The sequence below is a fragment of the Dorea sp. genome, assembly GCF_977044405.1.
Map to the genome: position 1 here is coordinate 1 of NZ_CDRRQK010000037.1, position 19,544 is coordinate 19,544.

The window sequence follows — 19,544 nt, forward strand, 5'->3', positions numbered from 1 at the left end:
CCTGAATTCCCTAAAAGCAACAGAAAGCAAACCCAAACTCGACGTTCGTCTCAAACAGTGGATTTGCTTTCTGTTAACGGGAATCCAGACTCTCTAACTACTTCTAAGCCTCATTCCGAATGCTACCTAGCCCTTATACCAAGGCATACGCAAGTCGTGACTGGAAGGCGATACTTAATGTATCAAACGAAGGGCGTAACCGAGGATGCTTACCCCGGAAGTTTTATTAAAAGCAATACTTTTCGTGTCCATGTGATATTCTAAAATAGCGAAAAACAAAAAATGCTACGTTTATTACGTTTTTCATAGATAATCTGATTACGAAGAGCCACGGGGACGTGAATTTCTGGCTTTTTTAGTGTCCCTGGTGGCTCTTTTATGATATTACCGGGGGAAGTTACCACGGTTACGCCTCCAACTATTTCATACACTTTCTCATGGACCGAGAGGCCACAATGAAATAGTAACATTAAACACCTATAACATCTCAATAAACGCAGCAATTCGTGTATTCAACTGCCCAATATCTGCCTGTGAATAATCCGTCTCCACATTAATATACGGAATTCCTTTCTTCTCATTCACAAACTTACGGATTGCAAGTGACTCTACATTATATGTATGGCAAGCCTGAAGTGTCATCTCTACGACACCGTCTATTTTGAACTCGTCGATCAGACGGTCCAAAAGATCCAGTCTGTTCGGATTTGGTGTCATAACGGAGCATCCGATGTTCAGATAACGTCTTGCCAGTGCATCATATACATCAGGATTCTCTTCATCTACTAATTTGTCAAATGATTTTGCTCCGTTACAGTTTTCAAATGCTACTACAACTCCACCATTATCTTCTACCGCACGGATTACTTTTTCAGTTGCGCCGCCGATCGGACATCCTGTGATCAGGATACGCGGCATCTTATCCAGTCTCTTTCCTTCGGCATATTCTTTTTCAATCTTCTCTTTCATGGCTTCAATCTCTGCTGGAATCGCCTTACGGTCGAATTTGAATCCGCTTCCGTATAATACTTTGAACAGATCTCCACCTTTGATCGGTGCTGGATCAAGTGCCATTACATGATACAGATCTTTCATGGCTTTTCGTACTTTATTTTCTTCTTTTACAGCTTCTAATACTGCTTCGTCTGTGATTTCTACACCGAATTTCTTCTCCAGATATTCTTTGAAGCGGATCAGCTCACTCTTCCATAACTGCAGTGCCATCTCGCTCTGTGTATTAGGAAGTTCCATTACGAATACATCTTTAAATTCTGACATATATTCATACATTTTTTTCTTTCCGTCGCATGTAGTTTCCCCAACTACTACATCTGAAAAATAGAAGAATGGACATTTGTCAGTCTTAGCGAATCCGTAGCTTGATTTGATCAATGGACATAAGTTCTTTGGCAGATCTTTCTCTGCATCCGGAATGGTCTCATCTGATACCGAACATAATCCGACGGTAACTGCCCCCATTGCTCTTGCGATCTCTGCCGGGAAATATGTACAATACGCACCCACAACCGGAACTCCCTGATCTTTTAATCCCTTCATTGCCAGAAATGATTTCTGACGCTGTTCTGCAAATTCTTCGAATACCTCTGGAAGATTTTTAATTAATTCCATTGTTTTTTATACCTCCGTACACTTTATATTTTGATAAATTTTTCTCATATGACTATCATACCACCTATCTTATTTTTTATATAATAGGAAATATTGATAAGTCGTGCTATCTTATCACTCTTTTCTATATAATCTATTTGTTTTTTTTATGCTTTTTTCAGTCTCACTCTGATATAAAATCTGTTACAATACTCATATCAATATGCCGTCCGAGTCTTTTTATGCTTAAGTCCATCGCAACACATATTCCAAAAGTCTCCCCGGCTATATCTCACCATCACGGAGGTTTTTCTATGGAACAAAAAATATATTTTGACAACGGCAGCACTTCCTGGCCAAAGGCTCCGGGTGTTGCTTCCTCTATGTCTAAACTGTTAGAGTCCGGTGCTTTCAATATCAACAGGGGGAATTACGAAGGTGCCTATGAACTGGAAAGCCAGGTGCTTCTGACCCGTATGCAGCTTGCAAAGCTTTTTCATGCACCGGATTCCAGATGCGTCGTCTTTACGCCTGGGATTACTTATTCCCTTAACTATCTGATCAAGGGACTGTTAAAACCCGGAGACCATGTACTGGTCAGCAGCCTGGAACATAATGCAGTAATGCGCCCACTTGAACAGCTTACTTTGCAAAACATCCATTACACAATGATTCCTGCCGAAACGGACGGCACAACACACCCGGAATCTGTCACAAAACTGATCCGGCACAACACCAAAGCAGTCATCATGCTCCATGCTTCTAACGTCTGCGGAACAATCCTTCCAATCCGGGAAATCGGCGATATATGCAGGCGGCATCATCTCTTTTTTGCTGTAGATACTGCCCAGAGTGCCGGTTCTGTCGATATTGATATGCAAAAATGTAATATTGACTTTCTTGCATTTACCGGACACAAGGGACTTCTTGGACCTCAGGGAATTGGTGGCTTTTTAGTCTCCGAGGCGCTGAATCACGATCTGACTCCCCTGATTGCAGGTGGAACCGGAAGCCAATCCGACTCTCTTCTGATGCCGGACCATCTGCCAGACAAGTATGAAAGCGGCACGCTGAATCTTCCGGGTATCATCGGACTTCATGCTGCACTGACCTATCTGGAAGAAACCGGAATTCCTGCCATCCATCAGAAGAAAATGGATCTTACAAGACATTTTCTCGAAAATATACAGGCAATCCCGCAGGCACATATTGCCGGAAAGAAGACACTTCAGGACCGCCTTTCTGTTGTATCTTTGGATTTTCCGGAATATGACAATGCCCAGATTGCATTTGCCCTGGAACAGGATTATGGAATCATGACAAGAGTCGGACTTCACTGCGCTCCGATGGCACATCAGGCTCTGCATACCATGCCTCAGGGGACTGTCCGGTTCGCATTCAGCCATTTTAATACCATAGAAGAGATTGACCACTGTATAGCCGGATTACGAGAATTGTTCTCAGTATAGAGTTTATAGATATATTCTATTGAACTTGTGAATTATCTATAACCAATTCCACGGGTATGCATTGTCCATTCCTCCCAAAAGTGTTACGGTTATCTTATCGATATAATCGGATCAATAGCGTGTACTCCCGGACTTTTTTATATCAAAGCCTGCGGGTACATCAACACAACAAGGAGGTATTTTAATATGGCTGATTATCGTAAAATGTGGGAAGAACTTGGTATGGATGTAGAACTGCACGACCAGCTTTGTGCGGTACTGCCACAGGCATTTGGGGATGTCTTTTTATCGCAGGAGAACCGTCCGGATTCTATGGATTATTATAATATGGTCGTTGCCGATATTCACGGTATCCGCCCTGCAGAGCTGATCGAACATCAGAAAAAGGGCGGCAAGGTATTCGGCACATTCTGTGTCTATGTACCGGATGAGATCGTATTTGCAGCAGATGCGATTGCAACTGGATTGTGCGGTGGTTCCCAGTTCTGGGTTCCTGGCGGAGAGAAAGTTCTTCCGGCTAATACCTGTCCACTGATCAAGGCATCCGTTGGTGCCCGTCTTGACCGTACCTGTCCATTCTTCCGTATCGCAGATATGTTCATCGGGGAGACAACCTGCGATGGTAAGAAGAAAGCATGGGAGATTCTTTCCAAAGATGTACCGTTACATGTAATGGACCTTCCACAGATGAAACGTGCCAAAGACATCAAAGCATGGGCGGAAGAAATCGAAACATTTAAAAATGTAGTCGAAGAATTTACCGGCAATGAAGTAACTTCCGAAAAACTGGCCGAAAGCATTAAATTAATCAACAACAAGCGTAAAGCCCTGGAGCGTCTCTATAATCTCCGTAAGAATGAGAACCTTCCGATCAGCGGATGTGATGTGCTCCTGATCTCACAGATTGCATTCTATGACGATCCTGCAAGATTCACACAGATGACGAATAAATTATGTGATGAATTAGACCAGAGAGTCAAAGACGGCGTAAGCGTTGTCCCTGCCGGAACCAAACGTATCATGTTAACCGGTACTCCTCTTGCAATTCCAAACTGGAAGCTTCATAATATTGTAGAGACCAGTGGTGCAGCAATCGTCTGTGAAGAAATGTGTACCGGAACCAGATATTTTGAAAATCTTGTTGACGAAAGCAAGACCACTCTGGAAGACCAGTACATGGCTCTTGCTGAAAGATACATGAAGATCAACTGTGCATGCTTTACACCGAACGAAGGCCGTATTGATGATATCTTACGTCTTGCGAAAGAATACAAGGTTGACGGTATTATCGATGTAAACCTGAAGTTCTGTAACCTGTATGATACAGAAGGATATTTCGTAGAAAAGGCTCTGAAAGAATCCGGAATCCCTGTTCTTGGAATCGAGACCGATTACACTGACAGCGATGCAGGACAGCTTCGTACAAGAATCAGTGCATTTATCGAAATGTTAGATAACAAATAAATACTGAGGTAATGATCATGCAAAAGATACAACATTATGTATTATTTCCCAATCACGACAACGGGATGCGTCTGTACGGGATATTGAAGGAAGCCGGAATCAAGACTACGATTGCTCCTACTCCGCGTGTAGCCAGTAAGTGCTGCGGAATCTCACTGCTTGTCAAAGAAGAAGATCTGGACATGATCCAGACGTATATTGACGAGAATCATATAGAGATTTTAAAAATCGCCGCCATCGAGCGGGACATCAACCCGAGACGGGATAAATATTGTTAAAAACTATTATTAAGTGAGGAAATTTAATTATGGATTATATTGGAATTGATATCGGATCTACGGCATCCAAAGTCGTTGTGAAAGGAGATCACGACATACATTTCGTACTGCCAACCGGATGGAGCAGCAAAGAGACCTGTCAGACGATTAAGGACCGTTTACTTAATGACAATGTCGATGTACTGTCTAATGATTCGAAAGTTGTTGCAACCGGATATGGCCGTGTTGCTGTAGATTTTGCTGATCATGTGATTACCGAGATCACCTGCCACGCAAGAGGCGGCCGTGAGATGGCCGGCGACGAATGTGCGATTATTGACGTTGGTGGACAGGATACGAAGATCATCCTTGTATCCGGCGGTATGGTACAAGATTTCCAAATGAATGATAAGTGTTCTGCCGGAACCGGTAAATTCTTAGAGATCATGGCAAACCGCTTAGGTGTTACCTTGCAGGAGCTCTTTGATATGGCCGATGCCGGAACTGTTCTTCCAATCAGCTCCTTATGTACCGTATTTGCCGAATCTGAAGTCATCAACTACATCGGTGAAGGACAGAAACGGGAAGATATTGCTGCCGGAGTTGTGGACTCTGTTGCGAATAAAGTGGCACAGCTTGCCATGAAGAAGAATCTTCCGGATAAGGTCATCCTGACCGGCGGACTCAGTAACAGTACCTACTTTACAAAGATTCTGTCGCAGAAGCTAGGCCAGACAGTTGACCCTACGGAGCATGGCAGATACGCAGGTGCCCTTGGGGCTGCACTTCTTGCGAAAGAAAAGAAAAAGAGATAATTATAACCAAAATATGCAAGAAAAGTTGCCAGTTGCAGGTCATGCAGGTGGCAACTTTTCTGTATTTTCCCTGATAAATTGCTTTTTCAATCTCTCATCAAAAAAATCTCCAATGGTTTATATTCATTATTTTTCTGCATACATCAATTGACATCTTTTCCCTATTTTTTTATAATTAGCGACGGAGACGGTATCTGCCCAGGGCAGAACCATACTCAGAACTGAATCACTGGAATCTCATAAATGAACATTTAGAATCAATGAACACCGTCCTGTCGAAATTCGTCCAAGTACGATTATCTGCATGACGGCATATTACAAAAAATGAGCTTATATTTTTAGGAAATAAGACTCAGTACCAGAATTTTTCTAACTGAAGTCTTTCCTTAAAAGGAAAGGATATATGAGATGACACTTGAATTATTAAAAGGAAAGATCCACCGCGCTACTGTCGTTCAGGCAGAGCTTGATTATGTAGGAAGTATTACGGTGGATGAAGCATTACTGGAGGCTGCTGGAATTCTTGAATATGAGAAAGTCCAGATCGTTGATGTGAACAACGGCAGCCGTTTCGAAACGTACACCATCAGTGGACAGCGTGGAAGCGGAATGATCTGCTTAAATGGAGCTGCTGCAAGATGCGTCAGTACCGGAGATAAGATTATCATCATGGCATATGGACAGTATACGCCAGATGAAGCAAAAAAACACAAACCTGCGGTTGTATTCGTAGATGAGGAGAACAAGGTAAGCCGTGTGACCAATTATGAACGTCACGGACTGTTAAAAGACATGGAATAAGAAGATAAGACATTATTATCAGACATTTTCACATGTAATCACTTGAGATCACAGTGTATTCAGAAGAGAACTCTCCGAATCTTAAAGAATAAAGGAGAATACCAATGCAGGTAACAAACACAATTGAAAAAACAAGAGAACTCGTAAATAACTGGAAAAAAGAAGGTAAGACCATCGGACTTGTCCCAACCATGGGATATCTCCATGAAGGTCATGCAAGCCTGATCCGCCGCTGCCGTGAGGAAAATGATATCGTTGTTGTATCTGATTTCGTTAACCCGACACAGTTTGGACCAAATGAAGATCTGGAAGCTTATCCAAGAGACTTTGACCGCGACAGTGCACTGTGTGAAAGCATCGGTGCTGACCTGATCTTCTGCCCGGCACCGGAAGAAATGTATCACGATCCACACGCATTTGTCAGTATCGATACTTTATCAGATACTCTGTGTGGTAAGACACGTCCGATCCATTTCAAAGGTGTATGTACCGTTGTATCGAAGTTATTCAACATCGTAAAACCAGACCGTGCTTACTTCGGACAGAAAGATGCACAGCAGCTTGCTATCATCCGTAAAATGGTTCTGGATCTGAACTTTGATATCCAGATTGTCGGATGCCCGATCGTACGTGAAGAAGACGGACTTGCAAAATCTTCCCGCAACACTTACTTAAGCGCCGAAGAACGTAAGGCTGCACTCTGCCTTTCAAAAGCTGTGAAAAAAGGTCAGGAACTGATCCAGAACGGTATCGCCGCATCTAAAGTATTAGAACCGATGTGTGAGATCATAAATGAGGAACCACTGGCACGTATTGATTACGTATCCATGGTCGATGCACTTACCATGCAGCCTGTTGACTCTGTAAATGCTGATGTTCTGGTCGCTATGGCAGTCTACATCGGAAAGACAAGACTTATCGACAATTTCAGTTACGAGGTATAATATATGGAGCAGTTCACAAAATTATTATCACGGATCAGCTCTGTTCTTACAAAATATATTGGAATTATTATTATCTGCTTTTCTATCATCGCCTTCTTCTGGCGTGACGGATTTGCATGGACTACGAATTATACTTCTATTTTCCTTGGTGTGGCCATGTTCGGCATGGGACTGACCATTCATATCGGAGATTTTAAAGTGGTATTTACCCGGCCAAAAGAGATTATTATCGGATTTGTCGCACAATATACCATCATGCCACTGATCGCATGGGGGCTTTCCGTCCTCCTGCATCTGCCAACAGATATTGCACTTGGTGTGATTCTGGTCGGATGCTGTCCCGGTGGTACTGCCAGTAATGTAATCACTTATATTGCCGGTGGTGACGTTGCACTTTCCGTTGGTATGACGATCACGTCTACTCTGGCTGCGCCGGTTATGACACCGCTTCTGGTATATTTACTCGCCGGTGCATGGGTGCAGGTATCATTCTTTGGAATGGTAATCTCAGTCGTAAAGGTCGTACTGATCCCTGTTCTGCTTGGCATTCTTCTCAGAAGACTGATCGGCAGACAGATTGAAAAATTATCTGGCATCCTTCCACTGATCTCCGTCGTATCAATCGTCATGATCATCAGCGGAATTGTCGCAGTAAATGCAGAAAAGATTATTACATCCGGATTCCTCGTACTTTGTATCGTTATCCTTCATAACCTTGCGGGTATGGGACTCGGACTGCTTGCCGGACGCCTCTTCCATGTGGAATATGACAAGGCAACCGCACTTGCAATCGAAGTCGGTATGCAGAACAGTGGTCTTGCAATCACACTTGCCACTGCCAACTTTGCAGCCAATCCATTTGCCACTCTGCCGGGAGCAATCTTCAGTGTATGGCACAATATCTCAGGTTCTTTATTCGCAAGCCTGAGACGCAGCGGAAGATGTAAAAATGTTGAGCCTGTAGCAGAAACGGAACATGTTGTTTAATATGCCTTATGAAAATCATCTGGCATTGGCAGTATTGAATCTATGACGAAAAATGTCATAAAAAGGGGAATATTTAATATACAAAGAACCAGTCTTTGACAAGTTCTTACGAATACATAAAAAAAATCCTGTGGTTAGAAAATATGATTTCTATCCACAGGATTTTTTTATTTTACATCACCAATGTACCAATCAGATGTACGATAAATGCCGCAATCCACGCAACTGCACACTGCCCAATCACTACATACACTGCCCATTTTGCACCAAGTTCTCTCTTAATCGACGCAATCGCCGCAACACACGGTGTATACAAAAGGCAGAACACCAGAAGACTTGCCGCCGCTACCGGGGTAATTGCTCCTGTCAATTCCGCTGTACTTCCAAAGAGTACCGAAAGTGTAGAGACCACGCTTTCCTTTGCCATGAATCCCGTGATCAGCGCCGTTGATATCTTCCAGTTACCGAATCCAAGCGGCAGGAAGACCGGTGCAATAATTCCGGCTGCCACTGCCAGAATACTGTCTTTGGAATCAGCTACTACATTCATACGCAAGTTAAATGTCTGAAGGAACCAGATAATGATCGTTGCAAAAAAGATAACAGTAAAAGCTCTCTGTAAGAAATCTTTCGCCTTCTCCCACAGAAGCTGTCCTACGTTCTTTGCTCCCGGCATACGGTAATTCGGAAGTTCCATAACGAATGGTACTGCCTCTCCTTTGAACATCGTTCCCCGCAGTAAAAGTGCCATCAGAATTCCCATCAAAATACCGCCAAAATACAACGCTACCATGATGACTGCGCCCCTCTTCGGGAAAAATGCAGCTGTAAAAAACGCATAGATTGGAAGCTTCGCTGAACAGCTCATAAACGGCGTCAGAAGAATCGTCATCTTACGGTCTCGTTCTGACGGCAGTGTTCTGCTCGCCATAACTCCCGGAACCGTACATCCAAATCCTACCAGCATAGGAACAATACTTCTTCCTGACAGACCAATCTTTCTTAGCAGCTTATCCATCACAAATGCAACTCTTGCCATATATCCACTGTCTTCCAGAATCGACAGGAAGAAAAACAGTGTAACAATAACAGGAAGGAAACTAAGCACACTTCCCACGCCATTGAAGATACCGTTGATCACCAGGGAATGCAGGACTTCATTAACATGCCAGCCCGTCAATGCCTGATCTACATAATCCGTCAATAATGAGATTCCATTATCCAGAATATCCGACAATGCTGCTCCAATCACATTGAATGTAAGCCAGAATACCGCTGCCATAATTCCGACGAAGCAAGGGATTGCGGTATATTTTCCCGTCAGTACTTTGTCCATCTTCATACTGCGCAGATGTTCTTTGCTCTCTTTTGGCTTTACGACAGTTGCATTACAGATCTTTTCAATAAATGTAAAACGCATATCTGCGATTGCGGCTGCCCGGTCAAGCCCGCGTTCTGTCTCCATCTGTTTTATAATATGTTCCAGAAGCTGTTTTTCATTTTCATCCAGCTTAAGCTGCTTTAAGATCAGTTCGTCGCCTTCTGCTAATTTGCACGCTGCAAATCTTACCGGAATATCCGCTTCTTTTGCATGATCCTCGATCAGATGCATAATTCCGTGCAGACATCTGTGTACCGCACCGCCATGATCGTCTGCATTACAAAAATCCTGCCTTCCCGGACTTTCCTGATATTTTGCCACATGTACTGCATGCTCAATAAGCTCTTCAATTCCTTCATTCTTCGCAGCCGAGATTGGAATAACAGGAATCCCCAGTGCTTTCTCCATCTCATTTACCAGGATCGAACCACCGTTATCCCTTACCTCATCCATCATGTTCAGTGCGAGAACCATCGGAACATCCAGTTCCATCAACTGCATGGTCAGGTACAGGTTTCGTTCAATATTGGTTGCATCCACAATATTGATGATTCCCTTTGGATGTTCATTTAACACAAAATTTCTTGTTACAATCTCTTCACTGGAATAAGGCGACATGGAATAGATTCCAGGAAGGTCTGTTACCAACGTATCGCTGTGCCCCTTTATCACTCCATCTTTTCTGTCTACGGTTACTCCCGGGAAGTTTCCAACATGCTGGTTCGCTCCTGTCAGCTGGTTAAAAAGTGTCGTCTTACCACAGTTCTGATTTCCTGCCAGGGCAAATGTCAGTGTCGTCCCTTCAGGAAGTGGATTCTCATCCGCCTTTTCATGGTATCTTCCACCTTCTCCAAGTCCCGGATGTTCAATCTTCTCTTTCAGGATCTGATCCGATACTTTGATTTCATCCCGGACATCCGTAATCTCTATCTTATCTGCATCCGCAAGTCTAAGTGTCAGTTCATAGCTGTGGATCCGCAGTTCCACCGGATCTCCCATCGGAGCATATTTTACCATGGTAACATCTGCTCCGGGAATCAGCCCCATATCCAGAAAGTGCTGTCTTAACGCCCCTTCACCGCCTACGGCCGCAAGCGTTGCACTTTTACCAATTGGCAAATCTTTTAATGTCATCGTCTGTACTCCCTTTTCCTTTTATCTATGTGTATTATCATCTGCAGAATCCGCTGCTTTTGTGTCCTGCTGCTAACAGATTTTTATAAATATTTTGATACTTCACGTTTATCTGTTTATGATAATTTTTCTCAAGTGTAAGGTTAGTATAGACTTATTGATAACTTTTGTCAACACTCCCAGACATTAACCGACATTACCTCGTTACTGTTTGCTGGGCGCTATTCTCCACCTGGTCTGCGGCTGCCGTCATATTGCTTTTCGCATAATAGCTTCTGGTCTTCTTAAGACATACTCTAGACGACTTCCAGAAATACATCAACCTCTCCACCACAGACCATGCCTTCATCTTCCGCTTCATTTCCTGTCATATCCACATGACAGATCCTTGGCTGTTCGTTTTCTCCTGATGCCATCAGGCGGGCAATCTGGATAACTCTTGCTTCCATGCAGCCGCCACCGATCGTTCCCACACATTGTCCATCCTGACAGATCAGCATCTTGGTACCAAGCCCCTGTGGCGCCGATCCGTGCCTTGTGACAATCGTAGCCATTATCTTTTGCTGCGGATATACATCCGGTGCAGTCAACGCTCTCATAATCTCTTTGGAATATCCGTAAGTCCGTTTCTTTTTGTTCTTTACTTCGATAATCTCCGCAATAATCGCAACCCCGATTTCTGCCGGTGTCTGCGCCCCGATATCCAGACCAATCGGTGTATAAACCGCATCCAGTACCGCTTTATCAATCCCTTTTTCTGCCAGACTCTGTTTTACCAGTGCTGTTCTTCTACGGCTTCCGATCATACCGATGTAAGCATGTTCTTTCTGTGCAATCTTTTCCAGACAAATCTGATCATATCTGTGTCCCCTTGTCAGGATTACAAAATATGTATCCGCACTTCCCTCAATCTTATCAAGTGCCTCATCAAATGGCTCACAGATCACCTGCGATGCTCCCGCCTGTCTTGCGTGATCCGCATACATCGGCCGGTCTTCCAGTACGATCACTTCACAGTCCATCATTACCGCAATCTTAATCACAGGAATCGACACATGCCCTGCGCCGCAGATGACGATCCGCTTCTCCTGTCCCAATGTATCACAAAAAATTCTTACACTATCAAATGTCACAATACCGCTTTCCGTAACATTTTTCACGTCCGCTTCATGTCTGCGGAAGTATCCGTCTTTCCTGCTTTCCCAGACAATTTCACCATTTATAATCAATGCCTTCTCCGACACCGCTTCCCCTTCCAGAACCGTAAGTACCATCCGTTCCGCCCGGCCTTCACTTTCCTGAATTACTTCCATCAATTCCATTATCATACGTCCCATAATAGTTTCCTTTCCTACTATCTTTCTTCTGCATTCTATTGTAAAATTGATTGTAAAATAAGTCAATGAACGGAAATGTTCTGAAAGGAGGGATTTTTATGAATCCCACGAAAGAATTCAGAGATCATCTAATCTCACAGGGTGCTGCTTTGGTCGGAATTGGGGATCTGACCACCTAGTGCATGAAACACCAACAATCTACCCCGTATACCTCAGCGCATCCACCGGCTTCTTCTTGGCCGCCTTATTCGCCGGATAAATACCAAATACCACACCAATAAATACCGAGAACGCCACCGCGATCCACACCACATTCATCGACATCTGATATATCACATCCGCATCCCCGACGTTCGATATGATCAGGATTGTAATCCATGAGAATAAAATTCCAAGTCCACATCCAATCAGGCTCAGCATTAATGCTTCAATTAAAAACTGCATCATGATCACACTACGTCCTGCCCCGATGGCTTTACGGATACCTATCTCCCTGGTTCTTTCTGTTACAGATACCAGCATGATGTTCATAATACCAATACCACCAACCAAAAGTGAAATTGCTGCGATACCACCAAGCATCAGCTGCATGGTCTGATTCACGCTTTCCATTGTCTCCATGACGGTTGACTGGTTGATCACGGTAAATGCATCTTCATCCTGTTCGAACCATTCCATCATTGCATTGGTCAGGGCTTCTTCCGCATCGTCCATGGAGTTTTCACTGGCTGCCGATACGCAGAAGCTTGTAATATCCGACGACACATCATCCGTCAGACGGATCAGGGATGTGTACGGTATATAAGCTTCGTAATTTTCCGTTGTCGTTGTATCACTATCATCTGCTGCGAGCACTCCGATGATCTGATAATCTACACCGTCCAGACTGATTGTCTCTCCGACCACATCCATTCTTCCCATTACGTTAATCGCAAGTCCCGCATTGATCACTGCTACATTCGTATGATTATCTACATCTGTCATCTTTAAGAATCGTCCGGCATACAGTTCCAGCTCCTGAATGTCTACATAAGCTCCCGTCGTTCCATAGATGGTCGCTGTCTCATCGGAATACGTACTTGCTGCTGTCACACTGCTTTGTGCCACCGGTGCAGCCTCTGAGATTGCCTTTTTCTTCGTCAGCTTCTCTACGTCTTCCAGCTTCATCGGTGTGCCCTTATCATCCTTAATGGTAACCGTCAGCATATTGCTTCCCATACTTGCAATCTGATTGCTGACAGATTCACTGGTTCCGCCGGCCATCGACACCAGCACAACCAGAGACATCACCCCGATGATAATCCCTAGCATAGTCAGAAAGGAACGCATCTTATTCGATACAATGGATTTCCATGCCATTTTCATACTCTGTCTAATCATAATGTCACCTCCGACAGCTTACCGTCTAAGATATGGATACTTCTTGCCGCCTGTCTTGCCACCGAATCGTCATGTGTGATCAGCACAATCGTATGTCCTTGCTCATGCAGTTCATGGAACAATGACATAATCTCTTTTCCAGTCTCAGAATCCAGATTTCCTGTCGGTTCATCCGCAAGAAATATTGACGGCTTTGAAGCGATAGCTCTTGCGATCGCTACTCGTTGCTGCTGCCCTCCGGACAGTTCTCCCGGTTTGTGCTTATTCCTGCCAGAAAGGCGGACACGTTCCAGTGCCGCCTCCACCCGTTCTTTTCTTTCACTTTTTGGTATCTTCTGGTAAATGAGTGGCAATTCCACATTTTCTTCTGCTGTCAGATTACCAATCAGGTTAAAGCTCTGAAAGATAAATCCGATCTTCTGATTCCGTATCTTTGCCAGCTCTTTTTCAGAATAAGATTCAATCGGCTGTCCATCCAGGCGGTACTGACCACTGTCTGCTGTATCCAGGCATCCGATAATGTTCATCATCGTAGACTTTCCACTTCCGGACGGTCCGATGATACTGACAAATTCGCCTTCCTGGATGTGCATACTGGCGTGATCCAGTGCCCGGACTTCACAGCCGCCAATCTCGTATACTTTTGATACATCTTCTAATATAATCATATATGCTCCTGTTCTATATCCTGTATTTTGTCAGACTCTCTTTCACTCTGATCTAATCTGCATTTTTCCAGATTCTCTTTCACTCTGATCTAACCTGCATTTTCCCAGAGTCTCTTTCACTCTGATCTAACCCGCATTTTCCCAGATTATTTTAATTAGAACTGCTTCCACCAGGACCGCCGGATGGGGCTTCTCCGCTATTACCTCCAGGGCCGCCGCCATTGTCGCCCATATCTCCGGACGGGGCTTCTCCGTTACCTCCAGGGCCGCCTCCCATGTCCTGCATATTCTGTTGCGAATCACTGCTTCCGCTGCTTGTAGTCTTCAGGTAATATACAGTATCTCCGGATTTCAGTCCACTGGTGATCTCGACTTTATTTCCATTGGAAAGTCCTGTCTCGACTTCTACTTCTCCGCTTAAGTTACCGTCGCTGTCTTTTTCTGTATAGACAAATGTTTTATTTCCTTTTTCCTGAAGTGCATCTACCGGGATTAACACTGCATCCTCTGCTTCATCAATACTGATCGATGCAGATGCCGTCATTCCGATACGCATATCATCTGTTTTATCAAATGTGATCTCTACCGGATATTTTGCACTGCTGCTTCCGCTGGATGCCTCTGACGATACGCTTGTGATCGTACCTTCGAATTCTTCTCCATCGATCGCATCCAATGTAATCTTCGCTGTCTGTCCTTCTTTTACCGAAGTAATATCAAGCTCGTCTACATTGATCGATACCGTTGCTTTTTCATCGCTTGCTATGGAAAATGCTGCTGTCTCATATGCACTATACTGTGCAGATGTGCTGCTTCCATCTGTAGATACACTGTCTGAAGAATCACTGCTTCCTGCTGCACTTCCAGAATCTGATGAGCCTGATTCTGATGAACCCGACGCTGTTCCACCTGTTGTTCCGCCTGTTGCAGTTGCTCCTGATTCATTTACACCGGATGTACTTCCGGATGATGCACCCCCGGATGATATAGCTCCACTGGCTGTACCACTATTTGACGTATTTCCATTACTGCTGTTTCCGTTATTACCTGTGCTGTTTCCGTTATTACCTGTGCTGCTTCCTGTATCATTACTACTGCCATTATTATTGCTGCCATTATTATTGCTGTCTTTTGCACTGGTCTTCGTAAATTTTGCCTTGATTCTTAAGACACTCTGTCCTGCGTCATTTTCCAGTACTTCACTTGTTATATCTGCGCCGCTGATCTCCGGCAGGATCTTGGCAGAGAATACATATCCATCTTTTGCCGTCAGCCGGATATCTGCTGTATAACTCGTTCCTGCTTCAAATGTATCCGTAGAACAATTCCAGCTGATTGTTCCTGCATACTGATCCGTCTCTGTAATGGTAGTCTGTGGTTTTTCTCCTGTCTTTGGAGCTGTGACCTTGACATCTACGGATGTGATCTTTTCTGAATCTGATGTTTCTGTTGTATCTGATTCAGTTGATACGTATACGGCCTTACTATCTGTACTCTGAGACTGTACTTCTGTTGTATCTGTCGTACTGTCTGCTGACGATGCACTTGTTCCACTGGTTGAAGCGCTCAAAAACATCAGACTGTATGTTCCGCTGGCCGATGTATTAGTACTTGATGTACTATCAGAAGAAGTTGTAGTTTCTGAACTGTCAGAACTTTCTGAAGTACTGCTGCCTGCTGTACTCATGCCGGTTGCTGCAGCCGAAGAGCTACTTCCAGATGAACTACTGCCTGACGAGCTGCCCAAAGTACTGCTGCCTGACGAGCTGCTTCCCGAACTCTTTGTAATCTCTGTATCTGCCTCTACATTTACACTACTTACGGTTCCGGCACATGTTGCTGTAATGGTCTGTGTCTCTAACAAACCCGTAAGTGTCGTCTCCGCTTCCTGAAGCTCGGTAAGTTCTCCGTTTAATACTTTTGCCTGCAGGTATTCTGTTGTTCCTTCTGTCTGTGCATCACTGGAAAGATCATCAATCTCATCTTCCACAGACTCAATATTTTCCTTTACTTCCAGAAGTTCACTGGCAATCGATGCCTCATCCAGTGTCGCCAGCACCTGGCCTTCTTCTACGGTATCCCCGCTCTCTACCAGAACTTCTTTGACTTTGATTCCAGTCGGAACCACCACATCTGTAGCAGCTCCGTTGGATACACTTCCGGTTCCTTCTACGGTTGTGCTGATGGTTCCTGTCTTTGCCTCTACCGACTGGACCGTTGTCTCTGTCTGATTCTTGGATGCTCCTTTTGCCTGGAGGAAAAATCCGCCTGCAAGAATGATTGCAAGTCCTGCGCATCCTGCGATACTGCCCCAGAATACTTTTTTGTTCTTCATTTTAGGCTTTATTTTACTGCTAAATATTTCTTTTAATCTGTGAAACCGATTTTTCATGATCTACTCCTATTCTACTTTTTACAGATTAGACGGACGGTCTACTTTGTAATCTGACCAGCTTGAAGTCTTAGAAGCACCGGATACATCAGCTGAAGTCTTATAAGATCCAACTGTTACCGTATACTCACTGTCACCTTCTACATATACAGTGCCGTCTGTTCCCTTGATCGTTACTGTCTTGCCGCTTTCATCTACGATGGTTCCTGCATTCTGAAGGCTTGTTAATGTACTGTCGCCGGTAACCGTCCATGTAGATCCTTTTTCGATGTACATGTTGCAATACCCTTCCCCACCATTTCCTGCATTGGATTCATCATCGACTACTGCACCCTTTAATGTACTTCCGTCTGTCATGTAAAAATCAAGCTGACTGATGCTGTCCCATACGACATCACCTTCCATATCCTGTTTTACTGCTGTGAACAGACAATCTGCTCCATTTTCCCCGGATGTTCCCCATCCTCTCTGGTTGCTGTTTCCTGTACATTTCAGGAAGAAATCATTCTCATCGGCATAAGTGATATCTACATCTGATAATGTAATAGTTGATTCTGTATTTGTAGTATAGAACATACCGCCATTCTTAGCTGTCAGTGTTCCGCCATCCATCTCAAATGTACTGTTTCCGACTTCTGAATCGCCTGACATGCTCTGGTACAGAATTACATTCCATGTACAGTCATTCTGTTCGTTGTCACTCATATTTCCTGTAAGGTTACTGTTGAAAAGATGTACAGAGTTCAGACCCTCAATACATACTGCTTCGGATCCGTTGGCTGTAAGGTCTGCTTTATTTACCGCAATATCTGCTGTACTGTAGATTGCCGGTGAACCTGTTCCGTTTGATGTATAAGTTCCACCATTTACAACCATCTCTCCGCCGCCTCTGTCACTACGGATTGCTGCGGATGACTCACCACTTGTCTCTACATCCATATCCCAGGCATATAATTTACCGCCCCCGGCTACGTGGATACCACCGGATGTATCTTCGGTTGTGGTGATCTCCGTGTCTGCTGTATACACGGTTCCGTCATTATAGGCAAATATTCCGGCTGCTCCTTTCGAATCGGTCTCAATGGTACTGTCATTCAGATATAAGGTTCCATCCGATTCCAGAACTGCTGCACCAACACCATAAAAGCTTGAATTATCGCCTCCCTGACTGTCTTCGGAAGTACGGGTGATGTTATATTTGCTTAAACTTACTTCTGCACCGTTGTATGCATGGATTGCATTTTCATCGGTTCCTTCTGAACTTACTGTCTTATTCTTTTTTGTTGTATCTTCTGTATATTCGGTTACTGCTTCATAGCTGTCCGGAGTCTGCGACTGCTGTCCGCCGCCTCCCATTCCACCATTTGCTGACATCAGGACGGTAATCTTCTCTACATTTCCATCGTCATCATAGGTAACCGATACGATATCCCCTTCAGAAATGTCTGACAGGCTGATATCTTCTGAGCTGTTATCACCGGATTTACTATTATCGGCATTGTTATCATCTCCGGATGGTTTCTCCGGCGGCTGCTCGTTCGATGATTTATTACTGTCTGATGAATCACTGCTGTCGCTGGATGAGTTGCTGTCATCTGATTTACTGCTGTCACTGGATGAATTGTTATCTCCAGGTTTCTCCGGTGGCTGTCCGTTAGAATCATCTCCGGATGGTGCCTCACCTGATGGCGCTTCGCCCGACGTTGCTCCACCTCCCTGTCCAGGGCCACCCTGACCAGGACCTCCCTGACTTTCTTTGGTGATCTCTGTATCTGAACTTACTGTAATTTCCTTCTCCTCACCAGTCTTATCTAACATAGACGGGGCTTCTCCATCGTCCTGTTTCGAATCCGAAGACTTTGTTGAATCGTTGCTGTCTGATGAACTCTTACTGTCGTCTGTCGATGCACTATCTGCTGTACTTCCATCTGTAGAATTATTTTCCGTCGACTTGTCATCTGTAGAATTACTATCTGACGACTGATCATCCGCTGGCTTTTCTCCCGGCTGTCCCTGTCCGTTATCTTTCATTGTTCCAACTTCTATCGTAATTCCATCATCACTTACTTCACTTACTTCTCCGTAGATTGTTCCAGTATCCGTTGATGAACTTGACTGACTCGATCCACATCCACTCAGTAAAGAAGCACTCATTGCCAGACCTACTACTACTGCCACATGATTTTTTTTCATACTCTATCAATCCTTTCATTTATCTGCATTTATCTGCTTTCATATGTTTGTTGTTCTTTGATGTCTCAAAGTATACCCGGTGAACTTAAAATGTAGTTAAAAGGATTTCAGGTAAATTGTGACTTTTCTGTGTCCTGAAAAATGCTGGTGTTGTGGTCAGGGATATAAATTTTTCAATCAGCATACGGCTTACCCGGACACAAAAAGGTGTTTTTTCTTCTTGTTATTGAAGAAAGAACACCTTTTTTGTTACTAGAGCGTGTTTGAAAAATCATTCCTACAATCTATATGCCCCACTTTGCGGTATATTTTGCCTTCATTCGGTTGACGTAGCCCGCTACGCCGTCCTCATTCAGACAAAATCTCCCACAAATTGTGACATATATCTTGCAGAAATCATTTTTCAGACACGCTCTAGCCCATCGATAATAGACTGCTAATAGTCCACTATAGATGTATACATTATTTTTTATTTTCTTTACACCACTGTTCAATCTGCTCCTTATCTACTCCGATTAATTCGCTGATCTGCTCCAAAGGAAAGCCCTTTTTATACATCTCTTGTGCCATCCGATATTGTTCTTGCACAATTCCTTGCTCTAATCCATCAGCATAAGATTGTTCCCGTTCCATCCGGAGATGTTTTTCTTCATCGTATTCATATATACTCACCTTTTTCGCCTCCGTTCGGTTTCTGCTTAAAAAATCAGCCAG

At 44.0% G+C, this 19,544-nt stretch carries 15 protein-coding genes and 2 pseudogenes; 8 read left to right on the forward strand and 9 right to left on the reverse strand.

Annotation, left to right across the window (positions count from 1 at the left end):
- Positions 1 to 477: 477 nt before the first annotated feature.
- Positions 478 to 1,629, reverse strand: a complete 1,152-nt coding sequence (locus ACWJAF_RS12870) for a double-cubane-cluster-containing anaerobic reductase (RefSeq protein WP_448864460.1) — start codon at positions 1,627 to 1,629, stop codon at positions 478 to 480.
- 293 nt (positions 1,630 to 1,922) lie between these two features.
- Here ACWJAF_RS12870 and ACWJAF_RS12875 point away from each other — a divergent pair, with 293 nt between their 5' ends.
- From ACWJAF_RS12875 to ACWJAF_RS12905, 7 genes are all read left to right on the forward strand, one after another.
- Complete coding sequence (locus ACWJAF_RS12875) at positions 1,923 to 3,077, forward strand: aminotransferase class V-fold PLP-dependent enzyme (protein WP_448864462.1); 1,155 nt, start codon at positions 1,923 to 1,925, stop codon at positions 3,075 to 3,077.
- A gap of 186 nt (positions 3,078 to 3,263) precedes the next feature.
- Complete coding sequence (locus ACWJAF_RS12880) at positions 3,264 to 4,541, forward strand: double-cubane-cluster-containing anaerobic reductase (protein ID WP_296032999.1); 1,278 nt, start codon at positions 3,264 to 3,266, stop codon at positions 4,539 to 4,541.
- A gap of 17 nt (positions 4,542 to 4,558) precedes the next feature.
- On the forward strand, positions 4,559 to 4,819 hold the full coding sequence (locus tag ACWJAF_RS12885; protein WP_448864464.1) for a DUF3343 domain-containing protein: 261 nt from the start codon (positions 4,559 to 4,561) through the stop codon (positions 4,817 to 4,819).
- A gap of 29 nt (positions 4,820 to 4,848) precedes the next feature.
- Positions 4,849 to 5,613 carry an acyl-CoA dehydratase activase gene (locus tag ACWJAF_RS12890; protein WP_448864466.1) on the forward strand — a complete coding sequence of 255 codons (765 nt, stop codon included), beginning with the start codon at positions 4,849 to 4,851 and terminating at the stop codon, positions 5,611 to 5,613.
- A gap of 408 nt (positions 5,614 to 6,021) precedes the next feature.
- Positions 6,022 to 6,414, forward strand: coding sequence for an aspartate 1-decarboxylase (panD, locus tag ACWJAF_RS12895; RefSeq protein WP_296033003.1), 393 nt, complete (start codon positions 6,022 to 6,024; stop codon positions 6,412 to 6,414).
- A gap of 104 nt (positions 6,415 to 6,518) precedes the next feature.
- On the forward strand, positions 6,519 to 7,358 hold the full coding sequence (gene panC / locus ACWJAF_RS12900) for a pantoate--beta-alanine ligase (RefSeq protein ID WP_448864468.1): 840 nt from the start codon (positions 6,519 to 6,521) through the stop codon (positions 7,356 to 7,358).
- Positions 7,359 to 7,361: 3 nt separating this feature from the next.
- Positions 7,362 to 8,345, forward strand: a complete 984-nt coding sequence (locus tag ACWJAF_RS12905; protein ID WP_448864470.1) for a bile acid:sodium symporter family protein — start codon at positions 7,362 to 7,364, stop codon at positions 8,343 to 8,345.
- A 172-nt stretch (positions 8,346 to 8,517) separates the two neighbouring features.
- Here ACWJAF_RS12905 and feoB read toward each other — a convergent pair whose 3' ends face one another.
- From feoB to ACWJAF_RS12940, 7 genes are all read right to left on the reverse strand, one after another.
- The gene (feoB, locus tag ACWJAF_RS12910) at positions 8,518 to 10,860 is read right to left on the reverse strand and encodes a ferrous iron transport protein B (protein ID WP_448864471.1); all 2,343 of its coding nucleotides are present in this window, start codon (positions 10,858 to 10,860) and stop codon (positions 8,518 to 8,520) included.
- 296 nt (positions 10,861 to 11,156) lie between these two features.
- Positions 11,157 to 12,197, reverse strand: coding sequence for an XdhC family protein (locus tag ACWJAF_RS12915; protein WP_448864473.1), 1,041 nt, complete (start codon positions 12,195 to 12,197; stop codon positions 11,157 to 11,159).
- Between the two features lie 198 nt (positions 12,198 to 12,395).
- Entirely contained in the window at positions 12,396 to 13,577 is a 1,182-nt protein-coding gene (locus ACWJAF_RS12920; RefSeq protein ID WP_448864475.1) for an ABC transporter permease, read from the reverse strand.
- Positions 13,574 to 14,245, reverse strand: coding sequence for an ABC transporter ATP-binding protein (locus ACWJAF_RS12925; protein ID WP_448864477.1), 672 nt, complete (start codon positions 14,243 to 14,245; stop codon positions 13,574 to 13,576). The genes ACWJAF_RS12920 and ACWJAF_RS12925 overlap by 4 nt, the downstream gene beginning before the upstream one ends.
- A gap of 151 nt (positions 14,246 to 14,396) precedes the next feature.
- Entirely contained in the window at positions 14,397 to 16,580 is a 2,184-nt protein-coding gene (locus ACWJAF_RS12930) for an HlyD family efflux transporter periplasmic adaptor subunit (protein WP_448864479.1), read from the reverse strand.
- A 78-nt stretch (positions 16,581 to 16,658) separates the two neighbouring features.
- On the reverse strand, positions 16,659 to 18,830 hold the full coding sequence (locus ACWJAF_RS12935) for a hypothetical protein (protein ID WP_448864481.1): 2,172 nt from the start codon (positions 18,828 to 18,830) through the stop codon (positions 16,659 to 16,661).
- 284 nt (positions 18,831 to 19,114) lie between these two features.
- Positions 19,115 to 19,186 carry a DUF6783 domain-containing protein gene (locus ACWJAF_RS12940; protein ID WP_448864483.1) on the reverse strand — a complete coding sequence of 24 codons (72 nt, stop codon included), beginning with the start codon at positions 19,184 to 19,186 and terminating at the stop codon, positions 19,115 to 19,117.
- Between ACWJAF_RS12940 and ACWJAF_RS12945 the strand changes: the two are divergent.
- Positions 19,154 to 19,270, forward strand: a pseudogene (locus tag ACWJAF_RS12945) (DUF6783 domain-containing protein); the annotation flags it as partial. The gene ACWJAF_RS12940 and the pseudogene ACWJAF_RS12945 overlap by 33 nt on opposite strands.
- A 22-nt stretch (positions 19,271 to 19,292) precedes the next feature.
- On the opposite strand, the pseudogene ACWJAF_RS12950 reads toward ACWJAF_RS12945, so the two are convergent.
- Positions 19,293 to 19,544: pseudogene (locus tag ACWJAF_RS12950) on the reverse strand (hypothetical protein); the annotation flags it as partial.

Bases quoted from the DNA above. Each gene is read 5' to 3' on its own strand.
- ACWJAF_RS12925 (WP_448864477.1), bottom strand. From the start codon at position 14,245: ATGATTATATTAGAAGATGTATCAAAAGTATACGAGATTGGCGGCTGT.
- ACWJAF_RS12890 (WP_448864466.1), top strand. From the start codon at position 4,849: ATGGATTATATTGGAATTGATATCGGATCTACGGCATCCAAAGTCGTT.
- panC (WP_448864468.1), top strand. From the start codon at position 6,519: ATGCAGGTAACAAACACAATTGAAAAAACAAGAGAACTCGTAAATAAC.
- ACWJAF_RS12930 (WP_448864479.1), bottom strand. From the start codon at position 16,580: ATGAAGAACAAAAAAGTATTCTGGGGCAGTATCGCAGGATGCGCAGGA.
- ACWJAF_RS12935 (WP_448864481.1), bottom strand. From the start codon at position 18,830: ATGAAAAAAAATCATGTGGCAGTAGTAGTAGGTCTGGCAATGAGTGCT.
- ACWJAF_RS12870 (WP_448864460.1), bottom strand. From the start codon at position 1,629: ATGGAATTAATTAAAAATCTTCCAGAGGTATTCGAAGAATTTGCAGAA.
- ACWJAF_RS12905 (WP_448864470.1), top strand. From the start codon at position 7,362: ATGGAGCAGTTCACAAAATTATTATCACGGATCAGCTCTGTTCTTACA.
- ACWJAF_RS12920 (WP_448864475.1), bottom strand. From the start codon at position 13,577: ATGATTAGACAGAGTATGAAAATGGCATGGAAATCCATTGTATCGAAT.
- ACWJAF_RS12915 (WP_448864473.1), bottom strand. From the start codon at position 12,197: ATGGGACGTATGATAATGGAATTGATGGAAGTAATTCAGGAAAGTGAA.
- feoB (WP_448864471.1), bottom strand. From the start codon at position 10,860: ATGACATTAAAAGATTTGCCAATTGGTAAAAGTGCAACGCTTGCGGCC.
- ACWJAF_RS12885 (WP_448864464.1), top strand. From the start codon at position 4,559: ATGCAAAAGATACAACATTATGTATTATTTCCCAATCACGACAACGGG.
- ACWJAF_RS12875 (WP_448864462.1), top strand. From the start codon at position 1,923: ATGGAACAAAAAATATATTTTGACAACGGCAGCACTTCCTGGCCAAAG.
- ACWJAF_RS12880 (WP_296032999.1), top strand. From the start codon at position 3,264: ATGGCTGATTATCGTAAAATGTGGGAAGAACTTGGTATGGATGTAGAA.
- panD (WP_296033003.1), top strand. From the start codon at position 6,022: ATGACACTTGAATTATTAAAAGGAAAGATCCACCGCGCTACTGTCGTT.